Raw genomic sequence first — 18,982 nt, 5'->3', positions numbered from 1 at the left:
GTACTTGAAAGCTCAGCGGCTATAACGTGTGCATGCTCAACCGATCGAGCCACAACAAGACCAGCCGCATTGGGGTTTTTTAGGCGAATTTCCTTAAGTTTTTGACACCCACGATTCAGCATGAAATGAACAGCCTGAGGATTTTGAATGAGTTGGTCATACGTAATGCCATTCGAGCTCAGTAACTCGGCAAAGGATTCGAACGACTGGATTTCGCTTTGTAGATTCCTCAAGAGAATACGATCGTGATCAATGAGGACCAGCTTTGGATTTCGGCAAACTCCATCATGGATTGCCTCGGCCAAACCATACTCATAATCACAGCGAACCTTGCCTTCAGGATCAGTGTATTTGGCAAGTACGATTGGCAAGTCATCACTTCGCCAAGGCGTACCACTAAGTGCAATACTGAAAGTGGCTTTACTTTGAATTCGCAGCAAAACCTGTTCCCCCCAAGAATTTGAGTTTGAAAGATCACTGCCAGCACAATGATGAACCTCATCCAAGACCACTAAAACACGATGGGAATCGAATATCTGCCAAAAATCCGCTTGAATGAATAACAAACTTTGGTAAGTGTAAGCGCCGCCTATTGCACCAATTTGCCCATCAAATCGACGTCCAAGCACTTTGGTGAAAGTATTTGAGGTGTTTTGTGCAACTTCAATTGATGGTGCAAAGGTAAATACAAAATCGATTTTATTTGCTTGGAGCAGACTTTTAGCCAGTTCTGCGGATAGCCGGGTTTTACCCGACCCAGGCGTTGCCAAGCACATGAAATGTGACTGAGTTTTGAACCAGTTCAAAGCACCCGTAAGACAGTTGGATTGCCATCGACGCAGCTTCATAAAACGGGATCTTTCGGCATGCCAGCAAGCACGCTTTCAATGGCGCGAATCTTTCCGAGTATTTTTGAAATGACATCCCTGGACTTAAGGTAATGAGGCTCGAGCTTGGCTTTAAGCTGCGGATAGGTTTGGTGCAAGCGCAGATACTCCTCGGATTCACCGATCGAAGACAGCAAATCGACCTGATAAGTTTTTACCAATTGATCCAATTCGTCTCGAATGCAAGTATCTTTGACCGGCAAACTGGGAGCCCCATGCTCGACTTGCGTGGGCTGATTGGGTTGCCTGGGCTGTTTGGGCCCCCGCTCAACTGTCACTCTTTGCTTAAACACTGAGGCTACAAAAAGAGGGGTTTTCTTGTAGCGAGCAAATTCAGAAATGTCTTTGCTTTTTTCAAGCAAACCTGCGGTTAGAAGCCTTAGAACCACACGATACGCACGTTTGTGATGGTCACGCAAGGTCATATCTGTTTCATCTTTACATTCACGAATGATCGCGTCTCTCAATTCCATGACTGTGAAATTGTTCAAATTCCCCTCAATCAGAACTGAATAAAACTCGGGTGAAAGACTTCTTGTCATGATGCTCCATCGGTGTCATTTCCCCCTTGCTAATAGCAATTGAAAAAAAGGGGTTTTTAGAAAAGACGGATTATAATCCGTGGCTATTAAAGCCGCAAATTTGGATAGTTCTTGCCTCTAGAGAGGCAACTATGCAAGACGTGGCAAAAATATTCGGCAACAAAGTACGAGCAGCACGAAAACTAAGGGGACTTTCTCAAGATGAATTGGCGCTGAGAGCGGAAATTGATCGCAGCTACATGGGAAGGATTGAAAGGGGAGAGGTGCGCATCACCCTTGAAAAAGCCTACAAACTCGCAGCCACCCTCGAATGCGACATCAAAGAGTTGTTGCCGTAGTCATGAATTTGACCAAGAAACGCGGTGAGCCGTTGAAGTATCGGCATGACGCTGATCATCGTCGGTGTGCAGATAAATAGAGGTTGTGCTGATTGATGCATGCCCCATATTGTCCCGAATCACTCTCAAATCAACGCCTGAATTTGCCATGTGAGAGCCAGCGGTATGGCGAAGCCAGTGGGCTGAGGCCAATTCAAGCTGCGATGCACGTCGTAAAGCGTGCATATCTCCTTGCATACGCAATTTGGCCGCAACATCTGCAAACAAATCAGTCACAGTCCCATGTATGGAAGATCTACCAACCCTAATGCGAAAATTCCGGGCTGAACCAAACAGCGGAACTTGCTCCCCTACACTCGGAAGACCAGACACCTGAACATAAGATCGATACAGCAACAACTCATCAAGAAACTCTACTGAAATAGGAATTTGTCTCTCTTTATTGCCTTTACCGATAACCCGTAGCCACCACAATTCTTTGCCGTCTGGGGCTCTTCGGAAATAAAAATCCCCCATACAACCCTGTGAAACCTCTGAAATCCGCAAACCACCTAGGTAAAACAGTGAAAATAACCACCGCAAGCGATGGTACCTGGGCAGGTCAGTTGATCTCAATTCAAGAATAAAAGCCTTCACCTCAAGCCATAGATTAGGATCAAGATAGCGTGTGACAGTTTTCGGCGAACTCGACGATCTGCGCTTGCCCAAGGCAAGCGGGTTACCCAACAAATAGCCGGACTCAACCATCCAACTAAACATCGAATTAAGGATTACCAAAGTCTGCCTTTGACTACTTGCTGACAAAGGCCCCGCAAAGGGTCGCCAACGGGAATCGTTGCGTCCGAATCGACGCCCTGGTGAAGACACCCAAAAGTCAGCGGGTTGCGGATCTAACAAGAACTGCCTGTAGAGCTGTAGATCTTCATAAACCAGCGAGGAAAGTGGTTTTGATAGCTGCAAAACGGACCACAACAGTAGCCGCTCGGCCTCCTTGCGATAACTGTCAAATGTACTTTTTGAGGTTTGAAATTGCATTAGCCATGCAGAAATAGCATCTACATCCCGGTTTGCAGCGATTTGACGCGGACCGGAGGCGCGATTTACTCCAGTAGAACCATCAAACGCACTGATTTGGAATGCTGGATTCTTTGAAAACGCACTGGGAATGAGCTCAAAACTCAAAACAACCTCGGATGAACAAATACATTGACATTATAAGTGTAATGTCAAACACACTCAAGAAATAAGTAACATAAATACGTATTATGTAATAATATGCAAGAATTACTTGACCTCTTACTAAGCAAATGAAAGATTTAGACTCTGACAATGAAATACGCCAGCAAATCCTTGAAATGATGAGTCAAGGCTTACCCACACTGGAAATTTATAAGAAAACATGTGAAATCCTTTTTTTTCAACATGGGATAATGCCGACACCAACCAAACTTTATGCGTTGGTTAGGAAAGGAAGCATGACGACGCCTGGTAAAGCAATACAGGAATTTTTAGCACAGCAAAGAGAGAAGGGCAGAATAGAACTGGAAATTCCAGAAATGCCAGAATCGCTGAAAACGATGTTCACAGAAGCGCTAAAGGAGACTTGGCGACACGCCTCCCAAATTAGCTCCGCAACCGCTGGTGAACAAAATGAACAGCACCAAAGGGAATTAAATCGCTTCACTCAGCAGATCGAACAACTGGACAACAAAAATCAAGCTTTGGAGTCTCGCATCGATGAAATGGAGCAAATCGTGGCTGAGAAAGACGTCCATATATCGAAGCTGCAAAAGGAGATTGGTGAGAGTCAAACCAAACTTTCGCTGGCATCGAACCGGCTCGCAATTGCCACAGATCAGTGCGAGGAGTTGAAAAAACAACTTGATAAAGCCAGGCACGACTTTATCGCTGAAAGCCAAAGAATGTCACAGGAGCACGAACAGGGATTAGCCAGATTGAAAGACCACGAAAACCGGGCATTAATGGAGATTGAAAGAGAACGACAAGCAGCAAATAAAGCAATCAAGGATGCCACGAACGCCCTGAAACTCCGAGAGGATGAATTAAGACAACGGGACAACAAACTCCTTGAACTCGCATCGGAGCTTGAAGAATCTAGGCGAGATTTAAGCGCAGCAAAGACAAAACTTGAAATGACCACCGCAGATCTTCAAACGATCCGCATCAGCTATGAAGAACAAACCAGGCTAAACGGCCAGCTTAAAGCTCAACTAGAACAACTCAGTGCAAAACAGAACATCACATATCCAAAAAATAGCCGCAGGAAAACCATGAAGCAGATTCATGATTGATTTCTAAAGTTTGCATAGATTTGGCGGTTGGAGTAGTCTGGAATGTTGCCTAGAAGTAATGCTTCTTTACAAAATTAAGCGAAAAGTACATCACTTTACAAATTTAGGCAAAAAATCGTTACAACTTTAATAGAACAGTCGCCTTGCTTCTGTAGGAGAACTTGCAAAAATATATAAGTTTACATAATACAAATTATGCGACAAATAGATTCAACATAAAAAGGGTTACCCAGAGTGACCCCCACCAATACTGGCGATGCTCTCCGGTCAGTAATCGCCGAAAAAGTACATAGGTTGGTTCACTTTTATCTGAGGCTATTCTTATGTACAAATTCATGTTCTTCGCTTTTGTGGTTTGCGCCGTGTATCCCGACTGGCCCATCGAAGCTGTTGCTGCTGGTCAGGACATTATCCAGGGCTTTCAATCCAAAGTAATTGTGGTTGGCCAAAACATGTAAACCCCCAAATTGAGGTTGATTTGGGCCCTTGTTGCGGGTCTTCATCAAACCTCAGTGTTCGTATGATGTAAAGGTAATTCGACCCTTACGGTATGGAACCTTCATGTCTACAACTGCCCAAAACGATCTCAAAGGCCGCAATGCCAGAATGGCCGCCCCTACAACCGCTGTAGAGCGCCTGCTGGACCCCCGAATTCCAATTGTGACCAAAACAGATTTGAAAGGTCGCATTACCTACGCCAACCCTGCCTTTGTCGAAATTTCCGGTTTTACACTTGAAGAGCTGCTGGGTCAGCCTCACAACGTGGTTCGCCACCCCGACATGCCTCGCGACGCATTCAAAGACCTTTGGGACACCGCGCGCCGGGATGAACCATGGAAAGGTCTGGTGAAGAACCGCTGCAAGGACGGTGGCTACTATTGGGTTGATGCTTACGTCACACCGCTGACGCAAAACGGGGAAAAAATTGGTTACATGTCGGTGCGCTCCAAGCCCAGCGACACCCAAAAAAGGGAAGCCGAGGCCTTGTACAAGGCAATCAACGCCGGCAGCGCCAGCTTTCCATTCACAAAGCCTGCAAAAGGGCGCCCATTTGTTGTTGATTTGGCCATTGCTGGCTTTTTACCAGTAATCATCGCCCTGCTTTCCATGCTCAACATCCCTGCCCTCAGCTATGGCAGCGCCGCAGCATCATTTGTAGCCGCGGCCCTCGGGCTGATGTGGTTGAAAGGCCGTGTCGAACACACCAACAACTCGATGCTGCAGGCTATGCGTGCCTTGGCAGAAGGCAATTTCAAGCATGAAATTCCAGAGTCCAGCACACGCGAATTCAACAAGGTGCACACCGCTTTCAAGAGCATGCAAGTGAACCTGCGCGCCATTATTGCAGACGTCATTTCAAGTTCATCGGAAGTAAAAAACAATGCGGAGCACCTCAGCCAGTTGGCCATTAATTTGATGAACCGCTCGAGACAGCAGTCCGACGGCATCAACGGTGTTGCTTCGGCGCTGGAGGAACTCTCGGTGTCTGTTTCGGAAATTTCTGAAGCCACGGGCAAGAGTTCGGCGCATGCCAAAAACGCCATGGATGTAGTGGACACGGGCGCACAAAGCATGGACAAGTCCACCCAAGCTACTCAGAAAGTGGCGCAGGTTGTACAGGATGCAAAACAGAACATTGAAGAATTGAACCGCGCTGTGGTGAAAATCAGCAACGTAACCCGCACCATTACCGAGATTGCCGAGAAAACCAACCTGCTGGCACTGAATGCTGCCATTGAGGCGGCCAGAGCCGGTGAATCAGGCCGCGGATTCGCTGTGGTGGCCGACGAAGTGCGCAAACTTGCTGAAATGACTCGACAATCGACCACGGAAATTTCAGCCACAGTGCAAGAAGTTCAAAGCGGCACGAACAAGGGCCTTGAAACCATGGGCCGGGCTGTCGAGGAGGTCAATATTGGCACCACCCTGATTCTGGAAGCGGGCGAAAGCCTGCAAGCCATCAAGGTGGCCAGTCGTGGTGTTGCCCAATCAGCCAAGGACATTTCAGCCATGCTGGAACAGCAGTCACAGGCCTCGCTTGAAGTGGCCAACAGCATGGAGCGCATGAGTGCCCTGACCGAGAGCAACGTGGCTGCGATTAACGATTTGGACAGCGCCGCAAAGCAGCTGGCCTCAACTTCGGGCGACTTGCGCACCTTGGTTAAACATTTTGAGGCAAGCCTTTAGGCACTTTCCAACCAGCCACTTTCACCCGTCAATCAGGCGAATGCATTAGTTCGTCTTGTTAGGCTTCAAGGGCGCTGTTCTCAGCGCCCTTTCTTTTTTCATGATTTCGAAAGCCAATTCTTTTCGATTCGCTTTCATGGCATAACCTGCCGCGTTATAACCAGCCTGGTTTTTCAAGGCTGGGTTGGCTCCCAACTTCAGGAGCATTCGAACGGCAGCCTCCCTGCCCTCGCGTGCAGCCATCATCAAAGGCGTGGTGTCATTCGGGGACAGCACATCAATTTTCACCCCCGACTTTGCCAACAATTCAATGGACTCAAGCGAGCCCGACGCTGCCGCATTGTGCAACGCCGTCCACTGACCATCACCGCCCTGCTTCGCGCCTTTTTCCAGCAAAGCAGCAACCCACTCGGGCTTGTTCAGTGTACAAGCCACCATCAGTGGGGTTTCGCCGCGGCGATCGGCCTGGTTGGGGTTCAATTTGCCAGAAGACAGCAACACCCGCACCGCATTGGGCGAGTCTTGCATCATGCCGAAAACGATGGCTGGAAAGCCTTGTTCGTTCACTGTGTTGGGGTCCATGCCCCTAAGCAACAACGATTTCAAACGGTATTCATCGTCAAACTTGATTGCCACGAAAAAGTCTTCGAAAGCACCTGCCTGGGAAACAGCTGGCATGGCCAACAAAAGCAGGCTGCTTACAAATACACGCCGCTTCAAACTGCGGCCACTCCGGTTTGTGCAAATCCAAACAAACGATCAAAGTTGGCCGATGTTTTAATGCCAATTTCTTCCACCCCAACACCCTTTTCTTGCGCAATCACTTTGGCCACATGCGGTACAAAGCTTGGCTCATTGGTTTTGCCACGGTGCGGAACGGGTGCAAGGTAAGGCGAATCGGTCTCGATCAGGATTCGATCCATAGGTGCAAACTTGGCCACCTCGCGAAGGTCGGCTGCATTCTTGAAACTGACAATGCCCGAAAATGACAAATACATGCCCAAATCTAGCGCTTTACGCGCGAAATCGAGGGATTCGGTGAAGCAGTGAATAATGCCACCACAGCCTTGTACATTTTCGTCAGCAAGAATTTTCAAGGTGTCATCACCTGCGGCGCGCGTATGCACGATCACGGGCTTTTTACACACATTGGCTGCGCGCAAGTGCACCCTGAAACGTTCACGTTGCCAGTGCAAATCGCCTTTCAGGCGAAAGTAATCCAGACCTGTTTCGCCAATGCCAATTACCTTGGGGTGATCGGCCAGTTCCAGCAGTTTTTCAACAGTGGGTTCGGTTATGTCTTCGTAATCAGGATGCACGCCTGCGGTGGCCCACAATTGCTCGTGGTTTTCGGCCAGCGCCAGCACATTGGGGAAATCTTCAAGTTGAACAGAAATACACAGTGCGCGGCTCACCTGCGCTGCCTGCATTCGACTCAGAATGTCTGGGAGCTGCTCGACCAGACCGGGAAAATCAAGATGACAATGTGAATCAGTAAACACTACAAGGTTGCTGTTTTTTTCATGGAATTTTGCATTTTACCAATCATTTGCTCGATTGCCACCCGCACGCCTTCCCCACTGTCGTCTTTCGGGAACTGCACACCAATGCCCTGAGCTTTGTCACCACGCGCATTTGCACCACAAATCCACACCACTTTGCCATTGATGGGAAACTTTTTGGCTTCCTCACCCACAGTCAGCAACACGAAAACCGGATCGCCCAAATTGTATTCCTTGTCACTTTCCACGAACACACCACCGCCTTTGATGAAAGGCATGTACAGATTGGCTGCCGTATTTTTGTCACCCAAGGTCAAAGAAAGCATCCATGGGCGGCTGGCTTCCTTGTTGCTGCGCGGGTTATTCATCAAGTTACTGGTCATGGCGTGTGCTGTCCGAAAAGGGAATTCTTCAATGAATTATTTCGTTAAATTTTGCCACTGTTGCCCCACATACTCTAGCGCCAAACGGGGGTTAATAGGGTGATTTGCCAGGCGAAATTCTTTCTGTAAATTTTGATAAAGCTGGCTGAAACGCTCAATGCCAATCGATTTCACCCACATGAGTTTGGGTGACAACCAGGGAAAATTGGTGGCTTTCAAGCCATGGGCTTGTGCAACACAGTCACTACACAAGCGCATGGCCAGCTCAAGCACCGTGGGCAAACCCACTTTTTCAAGCCCGGCTGGCGGGTTGGCGTGCTGGTCAGGGTTGGCAAGCCACTCCAGAAACTTCTTGCGCAAATCAAGTTGGTCTGTTGCTGTTTGTGCCAGACTGAGTGCCTCAAAAGGATCGTTCATGGCTACACCCAAAGCCACATCTGGCTGCTGCACACCTTGCGTCTCCAGCCAGGCCAGGCATTCAGAAATAGCGGGCATGGGCATGGTTAATTCCTGGCAGCGCGAACGAATGGTGGGCAGCAGTTTGTCTACACGACTGCCCACCAGCACAAACCGAAGACCATTGGCTGGCTCTTCCAGCGTTTTTAGCAGCGCATTGGCCGTGTTGGCGTTCATGTTGTCAAATGGATAAACCACCACGTAGCGGGAAGCGCCACGGCTGGATGCGGTGTTGAAATAGTTTTGCAGGTCCCGCACGTCATCAATTCGAATGTCTTGGCTGGGTTTAACACCCGTTTTTACGTCCACATTGAAACCCAGTTCAAGCGCAACGGCTTGTGGCATCAAATAGCGCAAATCCGGGTGATTGCCCGCCACACGCATGTGGCACCCTGGACATTGCAGGCAAGGCTTGTTGCCAGCTGGGGTCTCGCAAAGCAATTCGGCTAGGTGCTGACCCACCAACTCGTAAAGCCCTTTGGGCTGGTGACCATGCACCAAAATCGGCGCCGTGGTGGCTTGCATCAAACTGCCCAACTGCGCCCGGGCGCGCAACAACCAGCTGGCGGTGCTCATGCCAAACCCAGGTTTAAATGGGTCCGCATGAACTTGTCGAGTTCAACCAACACGGTTTCACCCACTTCCGCTTCAGGAGGCTGGGCGTCGATCAGCCGAATTCGGCGTGGGTTCAACTGCGAGCGTTTGATAAAACCCGCGCGCACTGCTTCAAAATAACTCGTCGGTTTTTCTTCAAATTTGTCGCTAGCGCCCGCCCTGCCCTGAATGCGGCTTTGCGATACGGCAATGGGTAAATCAAACAAAAAGGTCAATGTGGGCTCGAACCCCTGCAAGGCCCACTTGCTCAATTGTTGGCAGTCTTCCCAACTGGCACCGCCCGCCCCGGCCTGGTAAGCGAAACTACTGTCTTCAAACCGGTCAGTAATAACCCACACACCGCGATCCAGGGCGGGCTGAATGGTTTCAACCATGTGTTGTCGGCGTGCTGCGTACATCAGCAGCAACTCGGTGTTCACGTCCATATCATGGTGCAACACCAGTTCCCGAATGGCCTCACCCACGGGTGTTCCACCAGGCTCACGGGTTTGCAGGCATTCAAAACCCAATTCTTCAAGGCGTGCTTTAACCCGCGCAATGTGCGACGACTTTCCCGCGCCGTCCACGCCTTCAAAACTGATCAGGTAACCTTGCTTCTGCTTTTTCATCTCGCCGTCACCGCCCAAGTTGGTATTTCCGTACAGCATTGTTGTGCTCATTCAGATTCTTGCTGAAATAACTACCGCCGTCACCCTTGGCCACAAAATAAAAATAAGGCGTTTTGTCAGGGTTTACCGCTGCGTACAAAGCAGCCTTGCCGGGGTTTGAAATGGGTGTTGGAGGCAAGCCTGCCCGGGTATAGCTGTTGTAAGGGGTGTCAGTTTGAAGATGTTTGCGGGTCAAATTGCCATCAAAGGCCTCGCCCACACCATAAATTACTGTGGGGTCGGTTTGCAGCAACATGCCCACACGCAATCGGTTTACAAATACGCTGGCGACTTTGCCACGGTCGCTGGCCAAGCCAGTTTCTTTCTCCACTATCGAGGCCATTTTCAAAGCGTCGTAAGGCGTTTTCAAAGGTGTTTGGGGATCGCGCTGCGCCCAGGCCTTTTCAAGCTCTACTTGCTGCAGGCGCACTGCCCTGTCCAATAGCTCAGACAACTTTGAGCCAGGTGAATACTTGTAGGTATCCGGGTAAATCCAGCCTTCCAGGCTTGCACCCTCCAGGCCAAATTTTGTAGCAATTGCACGGTGGTCCATGCCGGGCAAATCATCAATCAAATCGGGCTGTGCGCGTAACTTTGCCAACAAGGCACGCGCGGTTTGCCCTTCCACCAGGGCCACGCTGCTTAGCACCCCCTGCCCTTTGCTCAGGTAATCCACCAAACCCAAGGTACTGATTCCCTCTGGAAGGTCATATCGGCCTGCTTTCAGCTGACCAGCGTTACCGGTTAGCCGTGCAGCCAATACAAACAGATTGGGGCTTACACCCAGGCCCTGCTGGTTCAGTTCATTGGCAATGGCGCGTGCACCCAAACCTGAACTGACATGCGCATCCACGCGGGGCTGACTGCGATCTATTGGCATATTCAAAACAAAGTAAACGCCCACAATAATTGCAGACAGTGCGACAACACTGGCGATCACCATTCGCTTGAACCATTGCCAGCCAAACGCCGCTTTTTTAGATGTTTTCTTTGTTTTTTTACCTTTGCGCACGACTTTGCTTCACCTTGGGTTGTTGGAAGGCGAGACCTTACCAGAAGCCACTACAATGTGGAGATTGCCGTCCATGATAGCGGGAAAGTTTTTCCATCGCTTATCGGCACTGTTTGTTTTGTTTGTTACTAAGGATTTGAGCATGTCTGCACAGTTTTTATCGCGTTGGGGTGTCATTGGCGTGGACGGAGACGACGCAGTGACCTTTCTTCAATCACAACTCAGCAACGATGTTACAGGCATGGCTGAAAGCCAACTGCGCATGGCAGGCCTGTGCACTGCAAAAGGCCGCTTGCTGGGTAGCTTTTTCGTATTGCGCCAGGGCAAGCTGGTGTTTTTGGTGTGCCGCAAAGAAACCATTGCAGCCTTGGTTAAGCGCCTGAGCATGTTTGTATTGCGCAGCAAATGCAAAGTACGCGATTGCACAGCGGATTATCAACTCGCTTTCTTGCCTGGTTCGGGGCTAAGCTCGCCCATGCGGGTTCAGTGGGATGAACAAGGCAACGCCACCGCCAGCCTGCGCGTATTAAACGGCACAACACCCGGTTTTCAGCTTGTGGCAAGCAAGGTGCAAGCCGAGCAAGAGGTGCAAGAGGTTAATGGCGACGACAATTTTGAATTCGCCTTGCAGCAACTTGGCATTGCTTATGTGTCACAACCCACTGTTGAAATGTTTATTCCACAAGCCATTAATTTCGACTTGGTCGGTGGTGTCAGTTTTAGCAAGGGTTGCTACCCCGGCCAGGAAATTGTGGCCAGAAGCCACTACCTGGGCAAGGTGAAGCGGCGCGTGTTTCAAGCCACGGCAACAGGCTCTTTAGCCGTTACTGCAGGGCAGGATGTTTGGCTTGCCGGAAAGGAAAACGAACCAGCAGGTGCCGTAGCCACTGCGGTGAACTTCAATGGTCAGCAGTATTTGCTGGTTGAACTGCCAGTCGACGATGCCGAGCAAAGCGGTGCCACTTTCACCGTAAAAAACGACGCAGGCGCCATTGCGTTGAACGTTCAGCCACCTCCCTACGATGTACATCAAAAAGGCAGCGTATTTGAATGACGCGCCAGCTTTTCATTTACTACCGCATACCCAAAGCCGACATTGCCTTGGGTTTGCAATGCGCCAGGCACATGGCAGCTTGTTTAAAAGAACAGGGCTTGGGCCATAGCCAGCTGTTTCAACGTGAAGAAGCGGGCAAACCCTACTTCACTTTGATGGAAGTGATTCACCCTGCGCATGAACACTCCTCTTGTCACGCAGCATTCATCGAGACACTGGAGCTGCTTGCCAAATCTTGTTTTGCTGGTTTGCCAAGTTTGCCCAGCCGCCATATCGAATTGTTCAGTGAGGTTGATAGTGGGGTGAAAGAGTAATGTGCCTGGCCGTGCTCGCAATTCACGCACACCCTGACTATCCCTTTATTTGCCTGGCCAACCGGGATGAATTTCACAATCGCCCCACTGCGCCATTGCAGGTTTGGCCAACCTCGTATGGTTCGCTTTGGGCCGGGAAAGACCTGCAATCTGGTGGCACCTGGCTTGGAATTGGTAGCCATGGTGAGTTTGCACTGCTAACGAATGTCAGAAACAGCACATTGAATATGCCCGGTACGGCCCCTTCGCGCGGTCAGTTGGTACTCGATGCAATTCAAACCGGGACTGCACCCGATGAAGCAAACTCACTTCAGTTTGCAGGTTTTAATTTGATTCACGGCAGCCTGCAAACCCTGAACCTTCGCTGCACCAGCAACCAGGGCATCAAACTCAACAATGGGCTCGATTTCACCACCGCATTGCAATCGGGCTTGCACAGCCTCTCCAACGGTTATTTGAATGCACCTTGGCCAAAATCGCGCTTGCTGAAAAAAGGGCTGCAAAAAGAGATCGAGACGAACTGCACAACCCACAGGTCACAGGCTGCTTTTGAACAAACCTTGTTGGGTTTGCTCGCCAACACCGAACTTGCTGAGGATGCTGAGTTGCCCAGCACGGGTGTGCCTTATGAATGGGAAAAAATGTTGTCGGCGGTGAAAATTGTGTCGCCTTCGTACGGCACTCGCTCAAGCGCAGTTATTTTGCTCGATCGCAGCCACACCATTCACTTCACCGAAATTACGCTTGACCCTGCCGGAAATGAAACCGGGCGACAGAAGTTTGAAATATCCCTGTCGCCCAAGCTTTAGTCGAAGTTGTTTTTAGACTTCGTAATCCATGCACTGCCGTGCCGTGCGCACTTCACCAATAAAGCTTTTAATGGCTTCATGCGTGGGGTGCACCGCGTAGGCATCCAGCGCGGCCTTGTTCTCGAAGGTCGAGTACAACACCACGTCGTACGTGCACTCAAGGCTGGTACCGCCCAAGCCCACTTCAAAGTCCACAATGCCGGGTACGATGTTGGCGCAAGCCATCAGCTTTTCCTTCACCAGCTCCATGTTGCGGGCCTTGGTGTTGCCAAGGGCTTCGTCTTTCAACTGCCAAAATACGATGTGCTTGATCATTGAACTTCTCTAAATTGGGTTTGGTTATCTCAAGTTGGGTACCTTAGGTTGGTAACCTTAGTTGGGTAATTTGTAATCTTTGAATTGCTCACGCAGCTTCAGCTTTTGTATTTTACCAGTCGCGGTGTGCGGCAATTCATCAACAAACGCCACATCGTTGGGCAGGCAGTATTTGGCAACTTTGCCTTCATAGAAATCCAGCAACTCTTGCTTGCTTACCTCCACGCCCGGCTTACGCACCACAACCAGCAAGGGCCGTTCATCCCATTTCGGGTGGTAAACAGAAATCACCGCCGCTTCATGCACCGCCGGGTGCGCCATGGCCACGTTTTCCAAATCAATCGAGCTGATCCATTCACCGCCAGACTTGATCACATCTTTACTGCGATCCGTAATCTGCATGAAGCCTTCTCGGTTGATCTTGGACACGTCGCCAGTGGCAAACCATTTCTTGCCATCCTTGTCTGTGGTAAACGCCTTTGCACCTTCCCCGCCGAAGTAACTATCGATCACCCAGTGGCCGCGCACCAGCAAGTCGCCGAAAGCCTCGCCATCCCAAGGCAATTCTTCCCCATCGTCACTGACAATTTTCATGTCCACCCCGAAAATTGCAGTGCCCTGCTTTTGCATGATGTTCTGCTTTTCTTCCAGCGACAAATCCAGGTGCTGTGCTTTCAAACGGCATACGGTGCCCAGGGGCGAAAGTTCAGTCATGCCCCAGGCATGAATAACCTCAACACCCAAACTGTTCAGCGTTTTAATCATTGCTGCCGGCGCTGCAGAGCCGCCAATTACAGTGCGATTGAAGTAATTAAACTTCAAGCCATTTTGTTGCACATGGTTCAACAAACCCAGCCACACAGTGGGCACGCCAGCCGAGAAATTCACCTTCTCGCTTTCCAGCAGTTCGTAAATGGAAGCACCATCCAAAGCGCCACCAGGCATCACCATTTTTGCACCAGTCATCAGCGCAATGTAGGGAATGCCCCAAGCGTTAACATGGAACATAGGTACCACTGGCAAAATCGTATCGCGGCTGCTTAAGCCCAAGGCATCGGGTGTGCAGGCTGCCATCGCATGCAATACAGTGGAACGGTGTGAGTACAAGGCACCCTTTGGGTTGCCGGTAGTACCGGAGGTGTAACACAGGCCCGAGGCCGCGTTTTCATCCAATTGGGGCCACACATATTTCTCGGAGGCGTCTTTGATCAAGGCCTCGTAGTTCAAGCAGCCAGCCACTGCCGGCTCAGAAGGCATTGCAGCTTCGTCGCACATTTGCACCCAGCGCTTCACGGTTGGGCATGCTGGCGCAATCGCTTTGATCAATGGCGCAAATGTGCTGTCGAAAAACACCATGGTGTCTTTCGCGTGGTTGATGATGTAAACCAGTTGCTCAGGGAACAGTCTGGGGTTCAAGGTGTGCACCACCGCACCCATGCCCGACACCGCATAGTAAATTTCAACATGGCGATAGCCGTTCCAAGCCAATGTAGCAATATTTTCGCCTTGTTGAACGCCAAGGTTCGTCAGGGTATTGGCCAGTTTCTTGGTGCGTTTGGCCACTTCCCCATAGGTAGTTCGATGAATATCGCCTTCTGTGCGGCGTGACACAATTTCAACATGTGGGTGGTGCCGCTCTGCGTGTTCCATCACCGATGAAATCAACAGGGGCATGTTCATCATCAAACCTTGCATTTGCGCTCTCTCCTCCAGCTATTACGTTTGTTCTTCGGCCTTACCCGACTACAATGGTGGGGTTGTTTAACGAAACTATACTTCAGGACCGCCCTTTGTTTCATAATCACGATTCTATTTTGGTTCAAGAATACGCAAGTTTGGGTACGCCTTATCTTGCCGAGGTGCCTGCCACGCCCCTCCGTACAGAAGCTGGCCTGGTTCACCTCAACACCGCCTTGGCCACCGAAGTGGGCTTGAATACTGAAGAATTGAGCAGCACACAGGGTATTGATGTTCTTTCTGGCAACACGCCATTTCCAGGCTATCAAAGCAGAGCCAGCGTATATTGCGGGCACCAGTTCGGGCAATTTGTGCCACAGCTTGGCGACGGCCGCGCCTTGCTGATCGCCGAGATTCGCAAATGCAAACAATACCGTCAGCTACAACTCAAAGGCGCTGGCCCCACCCCCTACTCCCGCCATGCCGATGGCGCGCGGTGTTGCGTTCGTCTATTCGGGAATATCTTGCCTCAGAGGCCATGCACGCGCTTGGCATACCCACCACCCGCGCACTCAGCCTGACGGCGAGTGCGGACCCGGTGTTTCGCGAAACCACGGAGACAGCCGCCATTGTGTGTCGTGTCAGCGAAAGCTTCATGCGCTTTGGCCATGTGGAATTTTTTTGCTACACCAACCAGCTCCAGGCTCTGCGAAACTTGCTGACCTGGCACATCGAGCAACATCATCCTGAAATCGACCTTGGTGATACCGAAGCCGGTTTTCATGCCGGTTTGCTTCAGTGCTTAAGTGTAGTAGTGGCACGCACAGCGCGCATGGTGGCCCAGTGGCAAGCCGTGGGTTTTTGCCATGGCGTGATGAACACCGACAACATGAGCCTTCTGGGTTTGACCATTGATTATGGCCCCTATGGCTTCATCGATGGTTTCGACATTGACCACATCTGCAACCATTCCGACCACCAGGGCCGCTACAGCTATCGCAACCAGCCCAGAATCGCCCATTGGAACTTATATGCACTGGCTCAAGCATTAAGCCCACTGATCCCCGACAGCAAAGAAACGCTTCAAAACCTGCTGGACAGCTTTGCCGATGTATTTCACGCCGAACACAGCGCTTTATTTGCGCGCAAACTGGGCCTGCCCAACGAGCAAGGCGATGCGGTGGACAGCCTGATTGAGAACACACTGAAATTCATGCACGAACATTCACTCGATTTCACGCGGTTTTTCAGATCAATTTCAGCGCTGAATCCAAGTGCTACCCATGAGGAAAACTTCGCCAGTTGGCAGCAAAGCGCCTTTTTCCCGTTGGCTTTGGGAGACGAGGCACAGGTGAACAACGCAAAACTGTGGCTTAAACAATGGCGAGAGGCATTAAACCCTCAAAACCTGGACATCCTGGCCTGGCAAAAAAAGCTCGATCAGACCAACCCTGCCTTCGTGTTGCGCAACCACCTGCTTCAGAACGCCATTGAGCGGGCGCAGCAAGGCGAATTTACAGAGGTGAACCGATTGTTCACCGCATTGTCTGACCCCTACAATGCGGCGCAACTTCCAAGTGAGTACATGGCACAGCCACCCGACTGGGCAAAATCATTGGTGCTGAGCTGTTCGTCATGAATTACGGAGACAAGATCATGGTTGAAAAAGTTGTTAAAACAGAGGCCCAGTGGCGCGAAGAACTCACGCCCACCAGCTTCGAAGTTACCCGCAAGAAAGGCACCGAGCGTGCTTTCACCGGGCAGTATTGGGATCACCACGAGCCCGGCATTTACCGTTGCATTTGCTGCGGAACCGCTTTGTTCGCATCCGACACCAAGTTCGATTCCGGCTGCGGCTGGCCCAGCTACTTTGCGCCATTGAACCCCGACAATGTTGAAGAACACGTAGACCGCAGCTACGGCATGATTCGAACCGAAGTGACCTGTAAGATATGCGATTCGCATTTGGGGCATGTATTCGAAGATGGACCAGCACCAACGGGCCTGCGCTACTGTATCAACTCGGTCAGTTTGGCGTTCGAGCCCTTTGCCTCTGACTCATCGGCGTAAAGCCCTGGCATAACCAAACTACAATTACTACATGAAACTGTTACTCGATTTTCTACCGATTGTTCTGTTCTTTGTCAGCTTTAAATGGGCTGGCAGCAACCCTGAACAGGCGCAATCCATGCTTGAACCCATATTGGGCAGCATTTCGAATGCGGAAGTGCAAACTGCGCAATTGCCAATTTTGCTGGCCACGGTAGTCGCCATTCTGGCCACGGTGCTGCAAATCGTTTACCAAAAAGCCACCGGTAAAAAAGTGGAAAACATGCAATGGATCGGCCTGATCCTGATCGCTGTGTTTGGTGGCGCCACACTGGTTTTGCAAAACGAAACCTTCATCAAATGGAAGCCAACTGTGCTCTACCTCGCCATGGCAGCAGGCTTCCTGATCGCCTACGCCTTCAAGCGCAATCCTATTGAATTGATGATGAAAGGCCAGGTTGATCTTCCCGCCCCGGTCTGGGTCAATTTATTGTGGGCTTGGGTAGGCTTTTTTGTGGTTATGGCCGTTTTGAATATTGTGGTTGCCTACTCGTTCTCAACCGATGTGTGGGTAGACTTCAAATTGTTCGGCTCCTTGGGGGCCACCCTGATATTCGTGTTCGGGCAAGGTTTTTACATGTCCAAACACATGAAGCAAACCAATGAACAAAGCAGCGAGGCCAAGTAAAGCATGGTCACCAGTGAAGACATCAAACAGCGTCTTGAAACCGCACTCAATGCCAAAGTCGAAGTGGTTGATGAATCACATTTGCATGCAGGCCATGAAGGTGCAAAGTCTGGCGGGCGGCACTACCGGGTCAAACTGAAGTCTGCACGCTTCAATGGGCTAAGAACATTAGCGCGCCATCGTCTCGTGTATGATGCTTTGGCAGAATGGATGAAAAAAGAAATCCATGCTTTGGCTATAGATTCCACTGAGGACTCCACCGAAGGCTCCACAGGGAACTGAACAGAAGACGCGCACCGGGATTCGAGCCAAGCCCATTGTTTTAACTCTCTGAGACACAAGGTTATTTTGTTATGTTGAAAACCACCCTGAAAGCAACTTGCCTGGCCGCCGTATTGGTTCTGGGCAACCCCGTTTACGCCCAAAATGCCGCCGTGGTCAATGGCCAGTCCATCCCCAGCGCTTTGGTTGATTTCATCATGGCCGAGCAGGAGAAGCGCGGCCAGGCAGCCTCACCGGAAATGCGCGCTACCATTCGTCAAGAACTGATTAATCAGGAAGTGATGAAGCAGGAAGCCGTTAAAAAAGGTTTGGGAAGCAGCCCAGAAGTGAAGTACCAGGTGCAAATGATGAACCAGGCCATTTTGGCCAATGCCCTGCGTGAGGACTTTTACAAAAACACCAAGCTGACCGACAAGGAAGTTGAGACAGCTTACGCAGAAATCGCCAAAATGATGGGTGGCAGCGAATTCCGGGCCAGCCACATTCTGGTTGAGCAGGAGGCTGAGGCCAAAGCCATTATCGATCAGTTGGGCAAAGGCGGAAAGTTTGCAGACATCGCAAAAGCCAAGTCTAAAGATCCTGGCTCAGCGCCCAATGGTGGTGACCTGGACTGGGCCAACCCCAACAGCTTTGTACCCGAGTTTTCTCAAGCCATGGTAAGCCTGAAGAAAGGCGAATACACCAAGACTCCCGTGAAAAGCCAGTTTGGTTACCACGTTATTCTGTTGGCGGACACCCGCCAGGCCACACCACCCAAGCTTGAAGAAATTCGCCCACAACTTGAACAGAAAATGATCAATGACAAGTGGGAAGAATATCAAGGCAAGCTGTTGTCCGGGGCAAAAGTAAAATAAGCAATAAATCCAAAAAAAGCCGCCAGTTAATTTGCTGGCGGCTTTTTTATTTTTACCGA

At 50.3% G+C, this 18,982-nt stretch carries 22 protein-coding genes and 1 pseudogene; 12 read left to right on the top strand and 11 right to left on the bottom strand.

Annotated features, from left to right (window positions below):
* Positions 1-848, bottom strand: an 848-nt coding sequence (locus BSZ31_RS12775) for a DEAD/DEAH box helicase (RefSeq protein WP_168427066.1), incomplete at its 3' end; no start/stop codon positions are given.
* The gene (locus tag BSZ31_RS12770) at positions 845-1,378 is read right to left on the bottom strand and encodes a hypothetical protein (protein ID WP_146106688.1); all 534 of its coding nucleotides are present in this window, start codon (positions 1,376-1,378) and stop codon (positions 845-847) included. The genes BSZ31_RS12775 and BSZ31_RS12770, both read right to left, overlap by 4 nt.
* A 182-nt stretch (positions 1,379-1,560) precedes the next feature.
* On the opposite strand from BSZ31_RS12770, the gene BSZ31_RS12765 reads away from it, so the two are divergent.
* On the top strand, positions 1,561-1,767 hold the full coding sequence (locus BSZ31_RS12765) for a helix-turn-helix domain-containing protein (protein ID WP_105029871.1): 207 nt from the start codon (positions 1,561-1,563) through the stop codon (positions 1,765-1,767).
* Here the strand turns inward: BSZ31_RS12765 and BSZ31_RS12760 are convergent, their stop codons facing one another.
* Positions 1,768-2,949 carry a tyrosine-type recombinase/integrase gene (locus BSZ31_RS12760; protein ID WP_105029061.1) on the bottom strand — a complete coding sequence of 394 codons (1,182 nt, stop codon included), beginning with the start codon at positions 2,947-2,949 and terminating at the stop codon, positions 1,768-1,770.
* A gap of 125 nt (positions 2,950-3,074) precedes the next feature.
* On the opposite strand from BSZ31_RS12760, the gene BSZ31_RS12755 reads away from it, so the two are divergent.
* The 3 genes from BSZ31_RS12755 to BSZ31_RS12750 all read left to right on the top strand — a co-directional run bounded on the left by BSZ31_RS12755 (position 3,075) and on the right by BSZ31_RS12750 (position 6,266).
* Positions 3,075-4,079 (top strand): DNA-binding protein, encoded by a 1,005-nt coding sequence (locus BSZ31_RS12755; RefSeq protein WP_105029060.1) that lies wholly within the window; start codon positions 3,075-3,077, stop codon positions 4,077-4,079.
* Between the two features lie 323 nt (positions 4,080-4,402).
* Positions 4,403-4,537, top strand: coding sequence for a hypothetical protein (locus BSZ31_RS17625; protein ID WP_008249188.1), 135 nt, complete (start codon positions 4,403-4,405; stop codon positions 4,535-4,537).
* A 103-nt stretch (positions 4,538-4,640) separates the two neighbouring features.
* A complete protein-coding gene (locus BSZ31_RS12750; RefSeq protein ID WP_105029059.1) occupies positions 4,641-6,266 on the top strand; it encodes a PAS domain-containing methyl-accepting chemotaxis protein in 1,626 nt (541 codons plus the stop codon).
* Between the two features lie 45 nt (positions 6,267-6,311).
* Here BSZ31_RS12750 and BSZ31_RS12745 read toward each other — a convergent pair whose 3' ends face one another.
* Genes BSZ31_RS12745 through mltG form a run of 6 tightly spaced genes read right to left on the bottom strand, consistent with a single transcriptional unit; the run spans position 6,312 to position 10,881 of the window.
* The gene (locus BSZ31_RS12745; protein ID WP_105029058.1) at positions 6,312-6,986 is read right to left on the bottom strand and encodes an ankyrin repeat domain-containing protein; all 675 of its coding nucleotides are present in this window, start codon (positions 6,984-6,986) and stop codon (positions 6,312-6,314) included.
* Complete coding sequence (locus tag BSZ31_RS12740; protein ID WP_105029057.1) at positions 6,983-7,768, bottom strand: TatD family hydrolase; 786 nt, start codon at positions 7,766-7,768, stop codon at positions 6,983-6,985. The genes BSZ31_RS12745 and BSZ31_RS12740 overlap by 4 nt, the downstream gene beginning before the upstream one ends.
* The gene (locus BSZ31_RS12735; protein WP_105029056.1) at positions 7,768-8,151 is read right to left on the bottom strand and encodes a PilZ domain-containing protein; all 384 of its coding nucleotides are present in this window, start codon (positions 8,149-8,151) and stop codon (positions 7,768-7,770) included. The genes BSZ31_RS12740 and BSZ31_RS12735 overlap by 1 nt, the downstream gene beginning before the upstream one ends.
* 36 nt (positions 8,152-8,187) lie before the next feature.
* On the bottom strand, positions 8,188-9,183 hold the full coding sequence (locus BSZ31_RS12730; RefSeq protein ID WP_105029055.1) for a hypothetical protein: 996 nt from the start codon (positions 9,181-9,183) through the stop codon (positions 8,188-8,190).
* Positions 9,180-9,881, bottom strand: coding sequence for a dTMP kinase (gene tmk / locus BSZ31_RS12725; RefSeq protein WP_206018606.1), 702 nt, complete (start codon positions 9,879-9,881; stop codon positions 9,180-9,182). The genes BSZ31_RS12730 and tmk overlap by 4 nt, the downstream gene beginning before the upstream one ends.
* Positions 9,838-10,881, bottom strand: a complete 1,044-nt coding sequence (mltG, locus tag BSZ31_RS12720) for an endolytic transglycosylase MltG (protein WP_105029054.1) — start codon at positions 10,879-10,881, stop codon at positions 9,838-9,840. The genes tmk and mltG overlap by 44 nt, the downstream gene beginning before the upstream one ends.
* Before the next feature lie 142 nt (positions 10,882-11,023).
* Between mltG and BSZ31_RS12715 the strand changes: the two genes are divergently transcribed.
* From BSZ31_RS12715 to BSZ31_RS12705, 3 genes are read left to right on the top strand one after another with little or no spacing between them, the layout of a single operon-like run.
* Complete coding sequence (locus BSZ31_RS12715) at positions 11,024-11,935, top strand: folate-binding protein YgfZ (protein ID WP_168426975.1); 912 nt, start codon at positions 11,024-11,026, stop codon at positions 11,933-11,935.
* Positions 11,932-12,249, top strand: a complete 318-nt coding sequence (locus BSZ31_RS12710; RefSeq protein WP_105029052.1) for a hypothetical protein — start codon at positions 11,932-11,934, stop codon at positions 12,247-12,249. Before BSZ31_RS12715 ends, BSZ31_RS12710 begins: the two co-directional genes overlap by 4 nt.
* 11 nt (positions 12,250-12,260) lie before the next feature.
* Complete coding sequence (locus BSZ31_RS12705; RefSeq protein ID WP_168426974.1) at positions 12,261-13,058, top strand: NRDE family protein; 798 nt, start codon at positions 12,261-12,263, stop codon at positions 13,056-13,058.
* 12 nt (positions 13,059-13,070) lie between these two features.
* On the opposite strand, the gene BSZ31_RS12700 is transcribed toward BSZ31_RS12705, so the two are convergent.
* Both BSZ31_RS12700 and BSZ31_RS12695 read right to left on the bottom strand, forming a co-directional pair.
* On the bottom strand, positions 13,071-13,373 hold the full coding sequence (locus BSZ31_RS12700) for a Dabb family protein (protein WP_105029050.1): 303 nt from the start codon (positions 13,371-13,373) through the stop codon (positions 13,071-13,073).
* Between the two features lie 57 nt (positions 13,374-13,430).
* Positions 13,431-15,068 carry a 3-(methylthio)propionyl-CoA ligase gene (locus tag BSZ31_RS12695; RefSeq protein WP_105029049.1) on the bottom strand — a complete coding sequence of 546 codons (1,638 nt, stop codon included), beginning with the start codon at positions 15,066-15,068 and terminating at the stop codon, positions 13,431-13,433.
* On the opposite strand from BSZ31_RS12695, the pseudogene BSZ31_RS12690 reads away from it, so the two are divergent.
* The 5 genes and pseudogenes from BSZ31_RS12690 (at position 15,029) to BSZ31_RS12670 (ending at position 18,923) form a co-directional block, all read left to right on the top strand.
* Positions 15,029-16,689 (top strand): annotated as a pseudogene (locus BSZ31_RS12690) (YdiU family protein). The gene BSZ31_RS12695 and the pseudogene BSZ31_RS12690 sit on opposite strands and share 40 nt — an antisense overlap.
* A 17-nt stretch (positions 16,690-16,706) precedes the next feature.
* Complete coding sequence (gene msrB, locus BSZ31_RS12685; protein WP_105029869.1) at positions 16,707-17,120, top strand: peptide-methionine (R)-S-oxide reductase MsrB; 414 nt, start codon at positions 16,707-16,709, stop codon at positions 17,118-17,120.
* A 31-nt stretch (positions 17,121-17,151) separates the two neighbouring features.
* Entirely contained in the window at positions 17,152-17,787 is a 636-nt protein-coding gene (locus tag BSZ31_RS12680) for a septation protein A (RefSeq protein WP_105029048.1), read from the top strand.
* 3 nt (positions 17,788-17,790) lie between these two features.
* Positions 17,791-18,069 (top strand): BolA family transcriptional regulator, encoded by a 279-nt coding sequence (locus tag BSZ31_RS12675; RefSeq protein WP_105029047.1) that lies wholly within the window; start codon positions 17,791-17,793, stop codon positions 18,067-18,069.
* Between the two features lie 71 nt (positions 18,070-18,140).
* Entirely contained in the window at positions 18,141-18,923 is a 783-nt protein-coding gene (locus BSZ31_RS12670) for a peptidylprolyl isomerase (protein ID WP_105029046.1), read from the top strand.
* The last annotated feature ends 59 nt before the right edge of the window (positions 18,924-18,982 follow it).

This window comes from Limnobacter sp. SAORIC-690, assembly GCF_002954425.1.
In the GTDB taxonomy this organism is placed as follows: Bacteria; Pseudomonadota; Gammaproteobacteria; order Burkholderiales; family Burkholderiaceae_B; genus Limnobacter; species Limnobacter profundi.
This window is presented reverse-complemented; position numbering and strand designations above follow the sequence as displayed.